Source organism: Lentilactobacillus kosonis (assembly GCF_003864335.1).
Lineage (GTDB): Bacteria > Bacillota > Bacilli > Lactobacillales > Lactobacillaceae > Lentilactobacillus > Lentilactobacillus kosonis.
This window is the reverse complement of record NZ_BEXA01000008.1, coordinates 1-14206: the sequence shown is the minus strand read 5'-3', so window position 1 is coordinate 14206 and position 14206 is coordinate 1. Positions and strand designations below refer to the sequence as shown.

Below are 14206 nucleotides of genomic sequence, written 5' to 3'. Positions count from 1 at the left end.
CAAAAAAAGCCTCCACGAAAACTGTCATTGAATTTGCGAAGGTCTTTTTAAGTTTGCCCGATGTAGAACTAAGATTAGTCGTTAATTAGTAATTTTAAAAAATAAGGGGCATTTCACATCCCTTTATTGAATTTTTTGGGGCAATGGCTAACCGGCGGAGTCGAACCACCGAAATACCGTTGTTAGTCGTTATCAGCTAGTGAAATATGAAAACTTGCGCTAAAGAAAGAGAAGTTATACGAATTATATATTAGGGGAATTAACACAAATTCGATACATGGTAATCATTAATGTTATGGCATTCAGAACTTTGTATAAACCGATATGACCAAAGATAAAGTGGTATAAAAAACTAAAGGTATTTGTTCATCAAAATAAAATATAAGGAGAATCACTAGCTGATAAAGTCGTATGCCGGAATCAAACCGGCTCGCTATCAATTACGACCGGGTCATTTATATTATTATCACGATATCAATATAGCACCGTAATTAACTCAAAACGTCCCACTTTTGTACTGAAAGTGTACTGATTGTGTACTGAATATGTACCGAAAGTGTTGATTATTGTTTTTGGTACTCAATAAGGTCACTTTTTTTCGGATAAACCTCAGCAAAGATCAATAGTGCTTCATCACGTTTGTCATAGAATTTGTTTCTGGACATTGGTAAACCATTCATAGGTTCCATAGCTGAATTAAATGCCTCTGACAGCTCGAAACAGCACTTGGTTACACTAAACCGGTCAATATATCTTAAAGTAAGTAACTTAGCTAATTTGGCCGTATATTCATCAATTCTGGTCATTTCAACTAATGTCTTATCAATCAAAGCGATCTTAAATTCGATTGACTTACGTTCTTCTTCGATATCGTTTAAATCATTTATTAAAGCTTCCTCGGTGGAATTCCGATTGCTTTGGCTTTTAGGCATTCCATCATATTGGATAGCCGATAAATTACTGACTAGTTTTAACTTATGACGATCTATATTTAACCGTCGATATTCATTTAATAATTTGTTTGTATTGTTTTTAGTAGCATCAAAATCAATGCTAGTGTGATAATTCAAAATAACCCCCCTAACCGTGTGATATACTAGTTGTGTCGCAACCGCTCATGATTTATGGGGTGGCTTTTTTTTATGCTCTTTTTTCTTGATAATGTTTGTTAAATATTTCTCCAACCGTGCCCTTATAAATGCCACCAATATAAACTTTGTTGTTAGAGTTTACCCAAACGCTACTACCGTCCTCTAGATAAATTCTGGTTTTGTCTTTATGATCGGTCATGTTTTTCCTCATCGCCAATCTTTTCACCATACGCACGCACAAGTTCTTCAATTTCCTTTTCAGCGACTTCACGCAATTTATTTATCTTGTGAGTAACGATTAAATCGTCAATTCGCTCAGCGAGGTACAGTACATATAAAATCAATAACCAAATGCCTAAGAATAACGGTGGAAATATCGGCATAAAGAAATTGGCTATTAATTCAATAATCAGAAACACGGTAATGGCGATACTTAAATATTGCATTTTGATATCCAAACACCTCCTAATTATTCATGTGTATTGCCATGACTATTAACATAACTATTAACGTAATCAAAATACACAATGAAAAAATTAAAAACGATTATTGCTAAATCTTCGACTGACATTTACATACCTTTCACATCAACTTATTTGCCACGGTTAATCCATTGCCTTAACTCTTCTGTGCATTCCTCACATAGATATCCTGATAGGTAAACTTTAAAATCATCACGAATATCATCATTGAACTTTGCCGGTCATTTAATCTCTAATGGTTGTGCATCTTTGCCGACATCTACTGGATTGCCAAACCGATTGCATGCAACAGTCGCATTTGAAAAATCAACGCAATCTTTATTATTTTTCATCTATTCTTGCCCAATTTTCATTTCCAACATAATGAGCCACATCATGACCGTTTATCGAAAGAATAATTTCTGTCGCATCATATTTTTTCTCAGTTAATTCATTCTTATACTGCTGCTCTTTTTTCCTTTGATCATGATTAAACTTCTTAACAAATTTATCATTGCTATATTTTGCCTTCTTCATTTTCTTCCTCTTTCCAATCGATCATATCTGTGTACCAACGATATTTGATTTGACTATTAGGAACTGAAAATGAAACGTAACCTATATCGGTTTTAATTGAGATGTTTATGCCATCTGAAAATCCCTTAAATTCATACACAATACCCATAACATGACGGTTGTAAAACTCACCATCACTGTTTCTCTCAAGCTCGTTTGCAAAGTCAATACCGAACAAATTTGGATCAATTGCTAAGTTATCAAAAAATTATCACTCACACTATAAGCTTCATATTTATCACTTGTAAGTGTTGAACTGTTAATAACATCCATTCCCAAATTAATTGAAGTACCGTCAACTGTGGTAATTCCCTGTAATCTCTTGTTTGTCACTAATGGCATATTTATTACCTCCGATAAGTTCATTCATCATCTTTAACCTGATCTTTTAAATATTCTATGGATCCGAGCAATGCGAAGCTTTTATCATAATTGTTATTATCGTTGCTGTATGCATCAATCGTTTTGACTAATAATTGACCATCTTTTTCAACCAAAATTACCGCACCAACCGCCTTAACATTTTCTTCACGATAGATTTTGTTCATGACAGTGAAGGCATCAGAAATATCAAATTTATCATCATGGCCAAAATCTGTTATTTTATTTTTCATAACTGGCCACAATGTCTCCCTTTAGCCACTTGTCAATTTCTCTTAATTCGTAATCGCTAAGTCCTTGGAACTTATCCCACATTCCGATTGTGAATGTAGTCATATTCACTCCATCATGATACTTAGAATCATAGCTAAAGCTAGCCACATACGATCCACTTGATAGTTGATAACCTAAAACTTTGTTAGAATCTACAACTTCATAATCATGAATGACAGCAGTAACCGCATCCTGCCAATGCTCGTGAACCCACTGCACCAAGTCATCACTCAAATTTGTCAGTCCTGGATAAGATACAACTGAATAATTAACACTACTTCCAATTCCTGTTAAATACATAACTATATAGTTGCTATCATTGTTTAAATTCAGTTGCACATTTAACCAATTTTGAAACTCCGTAGGAACTTTAACTTTGTCAGTCATCGTCTTCCTCCACAACTTCGCCTTTTACATAGAGACTTAAAATCCCGATTTGTTCATTAGTTAAGGATCTAAATTCATCAGAAGTATCAAACTGTAACGAATTTAATGAATTTAAATTTTTAATAGGTACATCCGACCGTGAACCATCTACATACTGACCATTCGGTAAGCGATATCCATAAATTGCTTCTGAATTTTCATATCCAAACAATATGGCCTCAACAGCTATATCAAAATTGTTAACAAGCCAGTTGTCTAATAACCGATATGGATTAGCAAATTCAACATATTGTCCAAGAACTTTAAGAAGCACGATTTGTTTTTTAACTAAACTAAATTTGTCATGATCGTGAACATCAAAACTTGCATAATAATAGTCAATCATGTCTTCTAACCAATCAGCATACTTTTGTGGTACTTTAACTTTATCCATTATTCAACCTCACTTTCTGCATCTTTAATTTCATAGCCATGAATGATTGCATCAATTGCGGTTGAATAATTATTTTTAATCCAGTCATTTACGGGAGAATGCTCTATTTTGGAATCCCTGAATATTTTATCGACTCCATTAATCAAATCTGAATATGCTAAATTGTTTTTCTTATCTTGATCAGCCTCAAAAAGATACTTTAAATAATTTTTGTCTAGTAAGTATTCTGCTCTCTCTTTGAGGTAGTCCTCATAATATTTTGGCACTTTAACTTTATCCATTATTCATCCACCTCATTTTCTGAAACTAATACTTTACTCATTTCAACGATCGAAGCTAATTTAGGCTCATTTTGCTCGTTAAGTCTGTTGATTAAATCATTAACTTCATCTTCGGTAAATTGATAACGATCTTCATTTAATTCATATGAATATGCAATATCAGTAACTAATATTTCACCAGGCTCTGTTTTATGGTATGCAGTAAAAAATATCTCGCCTTCATCATTTAAGTCCTTTCCCAAAATCAAATTGTATTTAACATCGTCAACTTCATAGCCTTTTATAATCGCATATAGCGCTTTTTTATGATGTCCGCCAATCCAATTTAAAAATAGGTTGGATTATATAAGCCTTGATTGTTAAACATACTTTCTACGGTTAAAATAGCGTGTACTTTAAATTCATCTTCATCCATCACATCGAATTTCATTTCTTCGAAACTATCATAAACATATTTTGGTACTTTAACTTTTTTGCTCATCTTTGGCACTTACTTTCTTATTAACGATTTGGATTGTGATTACTTCTTCAGTTTTGCTTTCCATGAAAATTGGATCAGAATATAACGGATATTCATGTTGACTTAAAGTCACAACATCACCAGCATGAAATTTTTCTAAATTGCTTTTAGTCATTCTTTCATCAACCTTTGCAAGATATTAACTGTTGAATTGTCCACTTGATCATCATCTGGAACATTGGCAATACTGCCAAACTTATTCTCTAATGGAATCAACAGATCATACATATTTTTTGTACTCTGTTTCATTTGGATCAGTCCATTAATTGTTATTGGTGTTTTCATCTTCACCAACATCAAACAACACTCCATAACCATGCAAAGCTATAATTTCATCAGGAGTTATAATCGCAATTGGTTCTCTGTCTTGATCGATGATAGTGATGTTTGAATAACGTTTACCACTGATGACAATAGATGACTGCTCATGTGCATCTTCATCCAAATATTGACCATCAGTGAAAATTAGCTTTTTCAGTCGTGCTTTCACTTGTGCTAACTGTTCGTCAACATCTAATTCTTCTTTATTTGGCTTATCCATGATAAGCGAGCTCCTTCATTAGTTTGTCCGTCGAATATCCATTCTCTTGGAGCACTCGTAATACATATTCAGTCAGCATTGCAAATGCAATTTCTTTATTTTCATAATCGGTTTTTGTAATTTGAGGAGTAAATTGATTTCCCTCGTTTTTTATTTCAACTTCGATATGGTTCACTGGTTTAAAAATTGTCGTGGCCATGTTTAATTCCCCAATCTATTTAATTTTTTCTTCAAAAGTTTGTGTTTCTTTATTCCATGTGGCAATTACCACAGGAACTTTGTATCTGTACATGAACATTTTCATACGCATTGTACTAGCTATTGTTTGTGTTGCTTTACCGCCTTTGACATCAACTACACTAACCAATTTTCCTTGCTCATAAATGCTAAAATCAGGCTTATAAGTCATGCTTTGATGATGCACACCACCGCATTCAAATTTTGGCTGTAATTCAAATTTTTCATGCACTCTACAATCCAGCTTCAAGATTTTAAGTTGCTTATAATAACCACATTCAACTTGAGAATCGAACCGGTGGCCATCATATTCTACTGGTCGGTTATGATATTTTTTTTGCTTTTGTTTTGATGACTGTGCTACTTTCGCTTTTACTGTTATTGCTTTTACGCCTGTCGGATACTTAACCATGCATTTCTACCGTCCTATAATCTGTCATACCATCGAACATAAAGTTGTTACCGGTTGAATGTTGGATCATACGACTTAATAACCTATTCCCATAAATCTGTCTTAATATCGAACCGGATTGATTGGTTGTGGTGATTGTTGCTTTAGATGCCCGTGCATCATAGATAGATGTGACAATGTCGATATCGTATCGACTGGCTGAATTGTTTACATAGTCATCACCGATTTCAGAACCTAAATCATCAATCACAACTACATCAGCCTGTTTGATTTGATTAGTAACTAAATCATCATATTTGCGAGCCTCTTCCTTAGAATTAAAACTGGCTCTCATCTGAGTTAATAACTGCCGATAGTTCAAGAACATGCATTTCTTTTGAAGTCTGATTTCTGTAATACTTCATACAAATGGCCATGGCCAAATGTGTCTTACCTCGTCCAGTCCCACCAGTGAAAATAGCATTAACAGGTTGATCAGTTAAGATTTCTTGTGCGACTTTTAAGGCTTGTTGCTTAGCTTCTTTTTGTTTTGGATTACCAGCATCAAAGTTAGCAAAATTCTTATTAATAACATCCTGATCGCTAAACACACTCGAATTAACCAAGTAATTAATTGCATCCTTTTTGCGGGCTTGCATTGACCATTCTCGCTCTTTTTATGTGGGTCTTGTGCTTTACCTTTAGTGACTTTATAACCACATGCTTGGCACGCTGGCAGGCTTAAATCACGTTTGTTCTGCATATTAACAAAGACCAACATCTCTGACCCACATTGTGGACATGGCCCACATTCTCGCATTCGTCCACTATCGATCCATTCTTTAAATATTCCTGTAATTGAATCTGCCATGCTTTCCATGGTCGTCATCTCCTAGAACGGGATAACCGAATCATCAAAGCTTTCATAGCTAACTGGTGACCGTTGTTTTGCTCCAGCAGTTTCAGGCGTAAGATCATAATCGTCTTGCCAACGTTTACCGGCTAACCAAGTAGTTGGTAAAGCTGTATAACCATCACCCTTGCCCTTAGCTTTTAAATACTTTGAATAATTTTTAACCCCGTCAATTATTTCTTTTTCTGTTGCCCCAAATTCTCTGGCTTTCGTATATTCAGCCAACGCCTCTTGGTACTTTTGACGCTTTGGATAGTTTTGCCAAAATCCCTGAATAAATTCATCATTCATCCGTTGCTCTGCTTCGTCACTGGGCAATAGTTTTGCTTTTTCTGCTTTTGAATCATCTAGATTATCTGTTGAATCTTTTTTAACTGGTTCTTCACTTTGATCTGGTTGTACTTGATTTTGCATGGGTTCATCATCTAGTAACCAAAACTCATCGTGGTGTGCATTCTTACGGCGCTTCGTTGCTTCAATATAAGTGTTTTGGATCCTAACGCTAGTTAGCACATTCTCGGTCTTAAATAATTCTTCATCAAAGGTCTCGTACTCAACTAACCGATGAACGAGCTTATCAACTGCTTCTGGTGTTGAATTCACTCGATTAGCAAGTTGCATCTTTGATAATTTATCCCATTTCAAAAATAACCTTGCCGATAAATCGCTGAAAACAAGTAAACCATTGCTAATACTCCAGCTTCTTTAAATTCGCCCATAATTGCTTCGGTTTTTCATTGGTTGGAAAATCAACATCAAACGGGAAATAATCCAGCCCATCTTTTTTTGGTCTTGCCATTTGATTTCACCCTCATAAATCATCTACATGTGCTAATCTTGTTCGTCTATCTCGATTGTGTCTGTATCACCTGCAAATGGATCACTAGGCACATGTTCTGATGCCATCAAATCTTGAATATATTTTTTAGCCTGACGATATGTGCTATCACTAATCTTAGTTAGATCACCTAACCAATCCGAATCTGCCATCTTAATTAAATCAATAGTAGTTTTCTTAGCATCAACTATGCCGTGACTTTCAGCATAAGTTTTACCTAGGTCGCTTAATTCAATAACTTGGTCTTTCGTTGCAAGTTTTTCGCCATTCTCATCGGCTGGTGGATTTAACAGCATTTTAGAAGCCTGCTTAAGGTCTGCCTGCCGAGCATTATCACTAAGCCATCTGATATAGCTTTGATCAGATTTCATGACCTGGCTTAACGTTTCACCTTTATGTTTGCCAAAAGTTATTTTTGTATTTTCCGCAATTTCGATAGTCATCGTTTCTGACTTTTCTCGATCTGAAAAATCCTTTAACTCATCTAGATCTTGAGTGAAGATATTAGATAACGAAGCGATAGTGAGTGTAGCGTCAATTTGTGCTCGCTTCTTTGCCATTTTTAATACGGTGTTTTTCATATCAAATCCGGAGTTAGGATCAACTTCTTTTTCTCCGCTCGAATTTTTAATTTTGCGTTGGAATTTTTTCTCGTTGGTATTTGCTGAACCTAGTCCTTCTGTTAATAACATGCCATTTTTTAACAGTTTTGCTTGCACTGTATAGTCAAAGTATCCTTTTTGATAATCTTCAATCTTATCAACGATTTCATATTTGCTCTGCACACCCATGATCATCAGGATTTTTTCAGCCCCTGGTTTTAATAGTGTTGGCTTGTTGGTGCCTTGAATAATCCCATAATCTTGGTTTTCTGTAAGTTGTTCCTGCACCATGGCTTGAAAATGATTAATGGCTGTTAGCTCATTTCTCATATCGTTTGTATTCAAGTTATTAATTAATTCAAGTGTGGATAAACTTGGTTGGTATTTTTCTTCTTCACTCATAGTATTTTCAACCCCCGATTACTTTCTAAACTCGCTCCGTTAATAGTTTTGCCGGCCTTGATATCTGCCTTGATTTTTGCTTTATTTGGCGTATAACTAATTTTTTCACTCATGTAATCAACTGGTAATTTCTTTTCATCTACGATGACTTTTTCAGATTTCCTACCAAATTCCACATGGTAATTTTCTGTATACAGTTCGCTTACTCCAGCGTCAGTCAAAGAATCCTTAATATACTGTTTTAGACTGTCGATTTTACGTTGCTTTTGCTTTTGTTGAATTTTTTAATTTTTTCAATTTTTTATTTTTGTTAAAATCAACATTTGCCTGGAGACTATCAATCCACGTTGCTATGTTTTCAATTTTTTTATCTCTGCTATCTTGCAGACTATCTAACGTATCTTTGATAATTTCAGGATCTAGATCCTCTCTATTTTGCAAATCATTAATCGCTTGAGTTAAATCATATAAACTGGTTTGCATATTAATTCCTCCATACAATTAGTTATCCCATGAATCTTCACAATCTTCTGTGTACTTTTCTTTACATTCATCAGCTGTGGGACGTGGTTCTTCATACTCATCTGCTAAACGATCATAGAATCTATCTTCGTCCATGAATCCAACCTCCTAACCATTGAAAACGGCGTCTTTTGGGGATATAATCGAAAGCATAAGATATTTTCACAAGTTTTTTACTCGTTGAGTTGGACAGTGCCCGCTGTTCAGCTCTTTTTTTATGCTCATTTGATTTTTGTTCCGAAAAAGTCATTTGTTATTTCCTCCCAGATATCTTTAAATTTTGGAAAATCGAAAAGTTCTTTGCGGTGTTCAATAACGAGCGCGATACCGCCGAAAATTGCTAGATACAATAAAAATAAAAATACTCTATAAAGCAATTCGCTTAAGATTTGTAGCATCCTATTTATCTCCTTTCATTTCGTCAGCTTTTCGTTTTAATTCTTCACCTTTAGCTTCGAGTGAATCTGAAACTCTTACCAACCGTGCTGCTCGTTTAGTCCACTTCGCAAGCTGCCTCTCTAAAAGATGCTTTATTATGCTTTTAATTTTTGACATGCATTTCAACCTCTTCCTTGTGGTTTAATTCTTCCCTGTTTCTAAAAATCAACAACCCGCCAAGTAATTTATCATTATGATCTTGCTTGGCTTTTTAAATTTTGCGATTAAGTACCCTCATACGTTGTAAATAATCTGTGATCATATTAATAACCCCCGTTTCTGTTCTCGAATTACTGACTGTGGCAACCTTGTTGATGCTGGTGTTCCGTGTTGGTTGATATAAGTTAGCCAAGCATCATTCACTTTGTCAGCTTGCCATAAACGTTTTGAGCCTAAATCAAATTCAATGTTGATAAATTCAGGTGTATCAACCGCATGCTGACGTAACCAACTTTCACTCATACCAGTCAATTTTGATAATCCTTTGATTGAGACAGTCACTGGATGTAAATTGGCTACTTGTGTATCAACAACTTTTTTTACATAGTCACTCAATATCGAATTAGTTATTTTCCCTAATTCAGTTGATAAATCACTCATATAAATCCTCCTAACCCAAGTCTCCAAATTGTTGATTGAAGTCTTGCTCCATAGCCTTCAAATCATAATGAGCTACATCACTAAATTCTTTTGCCATTAATGAAGCTAGGCTGATCGTCTTCAGTAAACCTACCATCCAAGTAAATGCTTCCTTGGTTTGCTTAGTCGTCCAATTTTCACGTTTTTCCATGGCAAATCCTAATACGTCGTTGCCCATTTCTAAACGCTCTTGTTCAATTTGACGCAGCTTAATCCAAATAGCGTAAGGTGATTGTTTGAACTGGTCTGCCCATTCCTTCGGATTAAACATTGCTATCGCATCAAAGTAAATCGATGCCATCTGCTGACTAAATACAGGATCGTTAAAATAAAACTGAAAATTTGAATGCAGAATCAATTGGCGTATCAAACTTCTTTGTTTCCTGATTAGATATATTGGAACTTGTCATTTTTAAATCATTAGCCATAAGTCCCTGATATATCTGGTTTCGCTTAATCGCTCTTCTTAATGCTTCGGCAATATTCTTTGACGTTTTGATTTTGTTTTTCATGTTAGGCAACCCCATTTATTGAATTTTGGTTAATCTGTTCAGGAAATTAACCAATATAATTTAAGAAAATAATCAGTACATTAGATTTCAGCGTTTTGTTCTATTTCAGAACTTTTGTGTTTAAAAAAATAGCTATAATCGACTTTCAGAATTTTACTGATTTGTTGTAAAGTATCGACTTTCAAAGTATATTCGCCACTTTCGTATTTGTAATATGTCGATGGGCTTTTAAAGCCAAGCTTTTGGGACATTTCTAGCTGTGTGATTTTTAATTCCTTACGTCGATTTTTAATACGTTCCAAGTAAATAGGATTTTGCATAGATTTGTCATCTCCTTATCTAAGTTCTGTTTTAGAACCTCTATTCGAAATTCATTATACAGTTCTATTTTAGAAATGTAAACATTTTAATTTCTTTTTTTAGAACTTAATATTTTCTGATATAGAAAAAAATGGTACGGTAGATGTGCCAATATAGAAAGTGGTGGAAAGTATGGCAGAGCTTGATCAAACTAATCAATTCCAATTAGCAATTGGAACTAGAATTAGGCAACTAAGAACACAAAAAAAACTATCGCAAAAAGACTTAGCAAATAAAATAAATTTGAATCGTGCTGTATTAAATCGAATTGAGAATGGAACTAGGCCTATCCGTGATACAGAATTATTAGCTATTGCTAACGTTTTAGGAGTCACGGCTGATTATCTATTAGGTCGTAAAATGAAGCCAACGAACCATCAAAATATGCCATCTAACGGTATTCCAGTAGAAAAAAATGATTTTGTTAATGTACCAATAATTGGGACAATAAAAGCCGGACCCAATGGATTAGCATTAGAGGACCATCAAGGATTTGAAACTATTTCTAAATGGGATCTTGAAACTAATCAAGATTATTTCTGGTTAATTGTATCTGGCGACTCTATGACTGGTGATGGAATCCACGACGGTGACTACGCCTTAATTCAGCGAACTCCACTTTTTGAAAATGGCGATATTTGTGCAGTGATTGTTGATAGCGAAGAAGGAACTCTAAAGCATGTGACTCGTTCTGATAAGTCAATTATCTTAACTGCATCTAATCCAAAGTATCAACCAAGGATTTTTGCTGGAAATGAGATCAATGATTTAACAATTGCTGGGCGTCTTGTTGAGACTAAACGAAAATATTAAATCAAAATTGGTATAGTCATTGTCATTCGGTTTTGATTTTTTATTTTTGTGTTTTTTCTGTCTCACGCGCGCGTATATATATATATTCTTTTATTTACTTTACTTTACTTTACTTTACTTTGTGTACTTTTGTATACATTAACGTTAATTGAACGATATTAATGTATACATAATGTGAACATTAACTAGATTTAAAGGATTTATCGTTGACTAAATACAGCAAAATGCATGCCAAAACTATTTATAGCCATTTTTGCTAAAAATTTATGAACTAAAATTAGTTTTTGCATACATTAACTTTTTCGACAATTTAGAAATATGATCATTAATTAACGATCATATTTAATTAAATTGGTTCAATATTTTTTGAGTTGTATAGCAAAAATGGTTATTGCGAAAAATGCAATAATCACCTAATTTAGTCCAAATACCGACGACTTTAAAAGCTGAACTCAGGGGGTAAAATCATGAAATTAAAGAATTATGTATTAACTGGTATTGCTGCTCTTTCTTTCGGTGGTGCAATGCTTGCTAATCAAAGTAATGCTGACGCTTCATCATGGCATTATGGTGCCTTGCCTAAGGTATTAAGAGGTAACTGGTATGCACAAGGAAGTCATAATAAATCTGGTGAAACCATTACTAAATATTTTATTGTCGGTTTTGGTAGTTACTCAGATACTTCATCACATGTTGTGAACCGATGGAAATACCTTGGCAATCATTACTACAAAATACAATATCTTGAAGGTGCCGGTAGCAATTCACTACATTACTTTAACCGCCATCACATAACAATGAACACATTTTGGCACAGTTATTACAGATAACAAATTCACTCATTATGGTATTCCACGATGGTTCGAATCCACCGGTGAGTATTCCCTCTGGGGTTTTATTTTTAAGGCGAAAAGAACATACGTTTGAAGGAGAATAGATATGAGCGAAATGTTTAGTGAAGATGTTTATAAAGCTACTGACTTTATGACACTGAGAGAATTTTATGAAGGATTACAACGTGATGTTGGTGTGAACAAAGATTTTTTCATGTTCGACTACCCTGTGCCTCATAACCAAAAAGAATATGACCATGCTGTTGAATTTGTTAAAAGCTTTGTTATAGAAGCTAAAGAACGAAAACAACATCCAGTTGATAAAGAAACTGAACTTGAGAATTTGCGTAAGGTTCTTCGTGAGCATCATAACGATGAAATTGGAGGAGATTTAAATGGCTAGTTTTTCTAAGATGCCAAATGGTAAATGGAGAACAAGAATTTTATATAAGAACAAGCAAGGCGAAAAAAATGGCTAACAAAATCTGGGTTTTCAACTAAGAAAAATGCCCAAGATTATGCTAACCAAATGCAATATGAATATAACCGTGGTGGAGATTTAAACAATAAAAATATAAGCTTTGTTGATTACCTTGTCAAATGGTATCAAACATTTAGAAAGCCAAACATCAGTGAAGCCACTAGGGATAAATATCTGTATAGTATTAGAGTTGCACAGAATTATTTTGGCACAACCCCTATTGCTGATATTACGACATCTATGTATCAAGATTTTTTGAATTTTTATGGAAAAGGTGATGGGACACATGCTAACCCACCACATGCAAAGGCCACTGCCGAAAAGATAAATGGTCATCTTAAAGCTTGCGTCCAGAACGCCATTAACGACGGCATCATTACCAAAGACTTCACACTTAATACACAGCTTGTTTATGATAAGTCGCATACCCGTGAACACAAATATCTATCATATAATGACAGCGTCAAATTAATTAGTTACATCAAAACTAAATTACGAAGTGCTAGCACAGATAACACAATCTATTTCATGATCCTTACGGCTTTAATGACTGGAATGCGAATATCTGAAATCGAAGGATTATCCTGGGATAACGTCGATTTAAAAAATGATACTATTCGGGTTGAAAAAACATGGAACATTAAATACAAAGCTTTGGCACCTACAAAGAATGAATCGTCAAAACGATTAATTGAAATCAATAAAGATTTTAGTGCCCTACTGGCAAAACGTAAATTTGAACAAAATACTGAATTCCAATTAGCCGGACAAAAAAACGAGAATAATTTAGTATTTAATAATCACAAAAATAAATTGCCGGATTATGGAATTATTAATAATGTTTTAGATCGTACTGTAAAAGAAGCTGGTATCGATACAGAGATCAATTTTCATGGCTTGCGTCATACACATGCATCCATTTTATTGTATAAAGGAATATCTATTGCCTATATCTCTCATAGATTAGGTCATAAGAATATTGACACCACTACTAGGGTTTATTTGCACATTATTCAAGAATTGCAATCTCAAGAGGCCACGAAAACTGCTGATATGCTTGATACTCTGCTAGGATAAAAAGTGTCAACGATTTGTCAATAAAGTGTCAACAAAAGTGTCAACAGAAAGTGTCAACTTTGACACTTTTTCAGCCTAAATTTGGGCCAAGTGTCAACAAAGTGTCAACAAAAAATGTGAACTTATGTGAACCTATGTGTTCTTTTTGAAGACAAAATAAAAGGAACGTTGATATATCAACGTTCCTAATTTCACAAAATGCTA

Annotated in this window: 31 protein-coding genes; 4 read left to right on the top strand and 27 right to left on the bottom strand. The window is 34.4% G+C overall.

The genetic code is table 11. From position 1 onward, the window contains the following. Nucleotides 1-563: 563 nt before the first annotated feature. From NBRC111893_RS09730 to NBRC111893_RS09625, 27 genes are all read right to left on the bottom strand, one after another. On the bottom strand, nt 564-1070 hold the full coding sequence (locus NBRC111893_RS09730) for an ArpU family phage packaging/lysis transcriptional regulator (RefSeq protein WP_125008931.1): 507 nt from the start codon (nt 1068-1070) through the stop codon (nt 564-566). A 70-nt stretch (nt 1071-1140) separates the two neighbouring features. Next, the gene (locus NBRC111893_RS10745) at nt 1141-1290 is read right to left on the bottom strand and encodes a hypothetical protein (protein WP_160114480.1); all 150 of its coding nucleotides are present in this window, start codon (nt 1288-1290) and stop codon (nt 1141-1143) included. Continuing rightward, nucleotides 1277-1537 carry a hypothetical protein gene (locus NBRC111893_RS09725; RefSeq protein ID WP_125008930.1) on the bottom strand — a complete coding sequence of 87 codons (261 nt, stop codon included), beginning with the start codon at nt 1535-1537 and terminating at the stop codon, nt 1277-1279. Before NBRC111893_RS09725 ends, NBRC111893_RS10745 begins: the two co-directional genes overlap by 14 nt. A 357-nt stretch (nt 1538-1894) precedes the next feature. Beyond that, entirely contained in the window at nt 1895-2089 is a 195-nt protein-coding gene (locus NBRC111893_RS09720; protein WP_125008929.1) for a hypothetical protein, read from the bottom strand. Beyond that, nucleotides 2070-2306: a hypothetical protein gene (locus tag NBRC111893_RS09715; RefSeq protein WP_125008928.1), complete on the bottom strand. Its 237-nt coding sequence runs from the start codon at nt 2304-2306 to the stop codon at nt 2070-2072. Before NBRC111893_RS09715 ends, NBRC111893_RS09720 begins: the two co-directional genes overlap by 20 nt. A gap of 14 nt (nt 2307-2320) precedes the next feature. Next, complete coding sequence (locus NBRC111893_RS10740) at nt 2321-2470, bottom strand: hypothetical protein (RefSeq protein ID WP_160114479.1); 150 nt, start codon at nt 2468-2470, stop codon at nt 2321-2323. 20 nt (nt 2471-2490) lie between these two features. Next, nucleotides 2491-2742, bottom strand: coding sequence for a hypothetical protein (locus NBRC111893_RS09710; protein ID WP_125008927.1), 252 nt, complete (start codon nt 2740-2742; stop codon nt 2491-2493). Beyond that, nucleotides 2732-3169 (bottom strand): hypothetical protein, encoded by a 438-nt coding sequence (locus NBRC111893_RS09705; protein WP_125008926.1) that lies wholly within the window; start codon nt 3167-3169, stop codon nt 2732-2734. Before NBRC111893_RS09705 ends, NBRC111893_RS09710 begins: the two co-directional genes overlap by 11 nt. After that, nucleotides 3162-3602: a hypothetical protein gene (locus NBRC111893_RS09700; RefSeq protein WP_125008925.1), complete on the bottom strand. Its 441-nt coding sequence runs from the start codon at nt 3600-3602 to the stop codon at nt 3162-3164. The genes NBRC111893_RS09705 and NBRC111893_RS09700 overlap by 8 nt, the downstream gene beginning before the upstream one ends. Then, the gene (locus tag NBRC111893_RS09695; RefSeq protein WP_125008924.1) at nt 3602-3883 is read right to left on the bottom strand and encodes a hypothetical protein; all 282 of its coding nucleotides are present in this window, start codon (nt 3881-3883) and stop codon (nt 3602-3604) included. The genes NBRC111893_RS09700 and NBRC111893_RS09695 overlap by 1 nt, the downstream gene beginning before the upstream one ends. After that, nucleotides 3883-4125, bottom strand: coding sequence for a hypothetical protein (locus tag NBRC111893_RS09690; RefSeq protein WP_125008923.1), 243 nt, complete (start codon nt 4123-4125; stop codon nt 3883-3885). Before NBRC111893_RS09690 ends, NBRC111893_RS09695 begins: the two co-directional genes overlap by 1 nt. A gap of 222 nt (nt 4126-4347) precedes the next feature. After that, nucleotides 4348-4518: a hypothetical protein gene (locus tag NBRC111893_RS10735; RefSeq protein WP_160114478.1), complete on the bottom strand. Its 171-nt coding sequence runs from the start codon at nt 4516-4518 to the stop codon at nt 4348-4350. Beyond that, a complete protein-coding gene (locus tag NBRC111893_RS10730) occupies nt 4515-4652 on the bottom strand; it encodes a hypothetical protein (protein ID WP_160114477.1) in 138 nt (45 codons plus the stop codon). Before NBRC111893_RS10730 ends, NBRC111893_RS10735 begins: the two co-directional genes overlap by 4 nt. 13 nt (nt 4653-4665) lie before the next feature. Further along, a complete protein-coding gene (locus NBRC111893_RS09685) occupies nt 4666-4944 on the bottom strand; it encodes a hypothetical protein (protein WP_125008922.1) in 279 nt (92 codons plus the stop codon). After that, entirely contained in the window at nt 4937-5143 is a 207-nt protein-coding gene (locus NBRC111893_RS09680) for a hypothetical protein (RefSeq protein WP_125008921.1), read from the bottom strand. The genes NBRC111893_RS09685 and NBRC111893_RS09680 overlap by 8 nt, the downstream gene beginning before the upstream one ends. 15 nt (nt 5144-5158) lie before the next feature. Continuing rightward, nucleotides 5159-5593, bottom strand: coding sequence for a DUF1064 domain-containing protein (locus NBRC111893_RS09675; protein WP_125008920.1), 435 nt, complete (start codon nt 5591-5593; stop codon nt 5159-5161). Further along, nucleotides 5586-5960: a P-loop NTPase family protein gene (locus NBRC111893_RS09670; RefSeq protein ID WP_125008919.1), complete on the bottom strand. Its 375-nt coding sequence runs from the start codon at nt 5958-5960 to the stop codon at nt 5586-5588. The genes NBRC111893_RS09675 and NBRC111893_RS09670 overlap by 8 nt, the downstream gene beginning before the upstream one ends. Continuing rightward, nucleotides 5911-6231: an ATP-binding protein gene (locus tag NBRC111893_RS09665; RefSeq protein WP_125008918.1), complete on the bottom strand. Its 321-nt coding sequence runs from the start codon at nt 6229-6231 to the stop codon at nt 5911-5913. The genes NBRC111893_RS09670 and NBRC111893_RS09665 overlap by 50 nt, the downstream gene beginning before the upstream one ends. Before the next feature lie 233 nt (nt 6232-6464). Further along, complete coding sequence (locus NBRC111893_RS09660; protein ID WP_225417730.1) at nt 6465-7130, bottom strand: Lin1244/Lin1753 domain-containing protein; 666 nt, start codon at nt 7128-7130, stop codon at nt 6465-6467. A 186-nt stretch (nt 7131-7316) separates the two neighbouring features. Further along, nucleotides 7317-8327 carry an exodeoxyribonuclease X C-terminal domain-containing protein gene (locus tag NBRC111893_RS09655; protein WP_125008917.1) on the bottom strand — a complete coding sequence of 337 codons (1011 nt, stop codon included), beginning with the start codon at nt 8325-8327 and terminating at the stop codon, nt 7317-7319. Continuing rightward, the gene (locus tag NBRC111893_RS11925; RefSeq protein WP_261341449.1) at nt 8324-8548 is read right to left on the bottom strand and encodes a siphovirus Gp157 family protein; all 225 of its coding nucleotides are present in this window, start codon (nt 8546-8548) and stop codon (nt 8324-8326) included. The genes NBRC111893_RS09655 and NBRC111893_RS11925 overlap by 4 nt, the downstream gene beginning before the upstream one ends. A gap of 34 nt (nt 8549-8582) precedes the next feature. Next, nucleotides 8583-8810: a siphovirus Gp157 family protein gene (locus NBRC111893_RS11920; RefSeq protein ID WP_125008915.1), complete on the bottom strand. Its 228-nt coding sequence runs from the start codon at nt 8808-8810 to the stop codon at nt 8583-8585. Between the two features lie 438 nt (nt 8811-9248). Further along, nucleotides 9249-9404: a hypothetical protein gene (locus NBRC111893_RS10725; protein ID WP_160114476.1), complete on the bottom strand. Its 156-nt coding sequence runs from the start codon at nt 9402-9404 to the stop codon at nt 9249-9251. A 141-nt stretch (nt 9405-9545) separates the two neighbouring features. After that, nucleotides 9546-9887: a hypothetical protein gene (locus NBRC111893_RS09640; protein ID WP_125008914.1), complete on the bottom strand. Its 342-nt coding sequence runs from the start codon at nt 9885-9887 to the stop codon at nt 9546-9548. Between the two features lie 10 nt (nt 9888-9897). Beyond that, nucleotides 9898-10227, bottom strand: a complete 330-nt coding sequence (locus NBRC111893_RS09635) for a hypothetical protein (protein WP_125008913.1) — start codon at nt 10225-10227, stop codon at nt 9898-9900. A 22-nt stretch (nt 10228-10249) separates the two neighbouring features. Further along, the gene (locus tag NBRC111893_RS09630) at nt 10250-10438 is read right to left on the bottom strand and encodes a hypothetical protein (protein WP_125008912.1); all 189 of its coding nucleotides are present in this window, start codon (nt 10436-10438) and stop codon (nt 10250-10252) included. Nucleotides 10439-10518: 80 nt separating this feature from the next. Further along, nucleotides 10519-10758: a helix-turn-helix domain-containing protein gene (locus NBRC111893_RS09625; RefSeq protein WP_125008911.1), complete on the bottom strand. Its 240-nt coding sequence runs from the start codon at nt 10756-10758 to the stop codon at nt 10519-10521. A gap of 172 nt (nt 10759-10930) precedes the next feature. On the opposite strand from NBRC111893_RS09625, the gene NBRC111893_RS09620 reads away from it, so the two are divergent. From NBRC111893_RS09620 to NBRC111893_RS09605, 4 genes are all read left to right on the top strand, one after another. After that, nucleotides 10931-11611: a LexA family protein gene (locus tag NBRC111893_RS09620; RefSeq protein WP_125008910.1), complete on the top strand. Its 681-nt coding sequence runs from the start codon at nt 10931-10933 to the stop codon at nt 11609-11611. 467 nt (nt 11612-12078) lie between these two features. Beyond that, nucleotides 12079-12441 (top strand): hypothetical protein, encoded by a 363-nt coding sequence (locus NBRC111893_RS09615; protein WP_125008909.1) that lies wholly within the window; start codon nt 12079-12081, stop codon nt 12439-12441. Between the two features lie 109 nt (nt 12442-12550). Beyond that, nucleotides 12551-12847: a hypothetical protein gene (locus tag NBRC111893_RS09610; protein WP_125008908.1), complete on the top strand. Its 297-nt coding sequence runs from the start codon at nt 12551-12553 to the stop codon at nt 12845-12847. A 126-nt stretch (nt 12848-12973) separates the two neighbouring features. Then, nucleotides 12974-14002 carry a tyrosine-type recombinase/integrase gene (locus NBRC111893_RS09605; protein WP_125008907.1) on the top strand — a complete coding sequence of 343 codons (1029 nt, stop codon included), beginning with the start codon at nt 12974-12976 and terminating at the stop codon, nt 14000-14002. The last annotated feature ends 204 nt before the right edge of the window (nt 14003-14206 follow it).

Excerpts from the sequence above, each read along its gene's own strand:
- NBRC111893_RS10730 (WP_160114477.1), bottom strand. The coding sequence starts at position 4,652 with ATGAAACAGAGTACAAAAAATATGTATGATCTGTTGATTCCATTAGAG.
- NBRC111893_RS09680 (WP_125008921.1), bottom strand. The coding sequence starts at position 5,143 with ATGGCCACGACAATTTTTAAACCAGTGAACCATATCGAAGTTGAAATA.
- NBRC111893_RS09605 (WP_125008907.1), top strand. The coding sequence starts at position 12,974 with ATGCAATATGAATATAACCGTGGTGGAGATTTAAACAATAAAAATATA.
- NBRC111893_RS09630 (WP_125008912.1), bottom strand. The coding sequence starts at position 10,438 with ATGAAAAACAAAATCAAAACGTCAAAGAATATTGCCGAAGCATTAAGA.
- NBRC111893_RS10745 (WP_160114480.1), bottom strand. The coding sequence starts at position 1,290 with ATGACCGATCATAAAGACAAAACCAGAATTTATCTAGAGGACGGTAGT.
- NBRC111893_RS09725 (WP_125008930.1), bottom strand. The coding sequence starts at position 1,537 with ATGCAATATTTAAGTATCGCCATTACCGTGTTTCTGATTATTGAATTA.
- NBRC111893_RS10725 (WP_160114476.1), bottom strand. The coding sequence starts at position 9,404 with ATGTCAAAAATTAAAAGCATAATAAAGCATCTTTTAGAGAGGCAGCTT.
- NBRC111893_RS09625 (WP_125008911.1), bottom strand. The coding sequence starts at position 10,758 with ATGCAAAATCCTATTTACTTGGAACGTATTAAAAATCGACGTAAGGAA.
- NBRC111893_RS09700 (WP_125008925.1), bottom strand. The coding sequence starts at position 3,602 with ATGGATAAAGTTAAAGTACCACAAAAGTATGCTGATTGGTTAGAAGAC.
- NBRC111893_RS09615 (WP_125008909.1), top strand. The coding sequence starts at position 12,079 with ATGAAATTAAAGAATTATGTATTAACTGGTATTGCTGCTCTTTCTTTC.
- NBRC111893_RS09710 (WP_125008927.1), bottom strand. The coding sequence starts at position 2,742 with ATGAAAAATAAAATAACAGATTTTGGCCATGATGATAAATTTGATATT.
- NBRC111893_RS09640 (WP_125008914.1), bottom strand. The coding sequence starts at position 9,887 with ATGAGTGATTTATCAACTGAATTAGGGAAAATAACTAATTCGATATTG.
- NBRC111893_RS09720 (WP_125008929.1), bottom strand. The coding sequence starts at position 2,089 with ATGAAGAAGGCAAAATATAGCAATGATAAATTTGTTAAGAAGTTTAAT.
- NBRC111893_RS09670 (WP_125008919.1), bottom strand. The coding sequence starts at position 5,960 with ATGTTCTTGAACTATCGGCAGTTATTAACTCAGATGAGAGCCAGTTTT.
- NBRC111893_RS10735 (WP_160114478.1), bottom strand. The coding sequence starts at position 4,518 with ATGACTAAAAGCAATTTAGAAAAATTTCATGCTGGTGATGTTGTGACT.
- NBRC111893_RS09635 (WP_125008913.1), bottom strand. The coding sequence starts at position 10,227 with ATGGCATCGATTTACTTTGATGCGATAGCAATGTTTAATCCGAAGGAA.
- NBRC111893_RS09620 (WP_125008910.1), top strand. The coding sequence starts at position 10,931 with ATGGCAGAGCTTGATCAAACTAATCAATTCCAATTAGCAATTGGAACT.
- NBRC111893_RS09695 (WP_125008924.1), bottom strand. The coding sequence starts at position 3,883 with ATGGATAAAGTTAAAGTGCCAAAATATTATGAGGACTACCTCAAAGAG.
- NBRC111893_RS09685 (WP_125008922.1), bottom strand. The coding sequence starts at position 4,944 with ATGGATAAGCCAAATAAAGAAGAATTAGATGTTGACGAACAGTTAGCA.
- NBRC111893_RS11920 (WP_125008915.1), bottom strand. The coding sequence starts at position 8,810 with ATGCAAACCAGTTTATATGATTTAACTCAAGCGATTAATGATTTGCAA.
- NBRC111893_RS10740 (WP_160114479.1), bottom strand. The coding sequence starts at position 2,470 with ATGCCATTAGTGACAAACAAGAGATTACAGGGAATTACCACAGTTGAC.
- NBRC111893_RS09665 (WP_125008918.1), bottom strand. The coding sequence starts at position 6,231 with ATGCAAGCCCGCAAAAAGGATGCAATTAATTACTTGGTTAATTCGAGT.
- NBRC111893_RS09655 (WP_125008917.1), bottom strand. The coding sequence starts at position 8,327 with ATGAGTGAAGAAGAAAAATACCAACCAAGTTTATCCACACTTGAATTA.
- NBRC111893_RS09610 (WP_125008908.1), top strand. The coding sequence starts at position 12,551 with ATGAGCGAAATGTTTAGTGAAGATGTTTATAAAGCTACTGACTTTATG.
- NBRC111893_RS09675 (WP_125008920.1), bottom strand. The coding sequence starts at position 5,593 with ATGGTTAAGTATCCGACAGGCGTAAAAGCAATAACAGTAAAAGCGAAA.
- NBRC111893_RS09705 (WP_125008926.1), bottom strand. The coding sequence starts at position 3,169 with ATGACTGACAAAGTTAAAGTTCCTACGGAGTTTCAAAATTGGTTAAAT.